Raw genomic sequence first — 1,200 nt, 5'->3', positions numbered from 1 at the left:
TGTACTAGCTCAGACTTGATCTGACAGTTACCCATTTTTAATGGTGCCTGTCAGTTTAGATTTGAGCTAAATTTTTCTCAGCCCAAATTCGTTTCCCATCAAGCAATGTTTCAAGCGGAGTTCTTCCGCAACACATTTTGCCTTGATGAGTTCGATCATTGTTGTAGTAATTCATCCATTCGTCTAGATCTTTTTGCAGCACCTCTAAATTGTCATATAACTTTTTGCGGAAAGTGACTTGATAGAACTCATTTAAAATTGTCTTATGAAATCGCTCACAAATGCCATTGGTCTGAGGTGACATTGCCTTTGTTTTTGTATGATCGATATCATTAATTGCCAGATATAACTGGTAATCATGATGCTCCACTCGACCACAGTATTCTGTTCCTCTATCCGTTAATATTCGAAGCATTGGAAGCTCGTGGTGCTCGAAATAAGGCAGGACTTTATCGTTAAGTACATCGGCCGCTGTGATTGGTGTTTTAGTCGTGTAAAGCTTGGCAAATGCTACCTTGCTGTAAGTATCAACAAAGGTTTGTTGGTATATCCTACCGACACCTTTTAAATTGCCAACATAGAAGGTGTCTTGAGAACCAAGATACCCAGGATGATGGGTTTCTATCTCACCACACGCTTCATCATCATGCTTTTTCTTTTCAAGAGCTGCAACTTGCGCATCAGTGAGTATGATCCCATCATTAGCGACCTTATCTTCTAAAGCTTTGAGCCGTTTCTTAAAATTCTCTAGGCTATGACGAAGCCAAATAGAGCGAACACCACTGCCCGATACAAAAACACCAAGCTTGCGTAGTTCATTACTGGTTCTATGCTGGCCATGAGCAGGGAAGTCGATAGCATATTTAATTACTGACTGTTCGGTTGCTTCATCAACTCGGTTTTTTAGATTGGGTGTTCTGCGTGTTCTTTCGATTAAAGCGTCAATACCACCATCCTCAACAAGCTCTTGATAGCGATAAAATGTGTCTCTAGAGACACCCATAACTTTACATGCACGAGATACGTTACCTAGCTCTTCAGCTAAATTGAGTAAACCTGCTTTGTGTTTAATGATTGGATTGTTAGTATGAAACATGAGAGTTACCTTTTTGGTTTTGATTAAAAGATTCGACACCTTTATCAAAACGGGTAACTCTCACTTTTTCAAGTTGAATGTCAGATCAAGTCGAGACTAATACA

General features: G+C 39.7%; 1 protein-coding gene. It reads right to left on the bottom strand.

Going from position 1 to position 1,200, the window contains the following annotated elements:
• Window positions 1-55: 55 nt before the first annotated feature.
• The gene (locus IEY48_RS20230; RefSeq protein WP_188923337.1) at window positions 56-1,096 is read right to left on the bottom strand and encodes an IS481-like element ISSde2 family transposase; all 1,041 of its coding nucleotides are present in this window, start codon (window positions 1,094-1,096) and stop codon (window positions 56-58) included.
• Between the last annotated feature and the right edge of the window lie 104 nt (window positions 1,097-1,200).

The sequence above is a fragment of the Shewanella saliphila genome (genome assembly GCF_014648295.1).
Classification (GTDB): domain Bacteria; phylum Pseudomonadota; class Gammaproteobacteria; order Enterobacterales; family Shewanellaceae; genus Shewanella; species Shewanella saliphila.
This window is presented reverse-complemented; position numbering and strand designations above follow the sequence as displayed.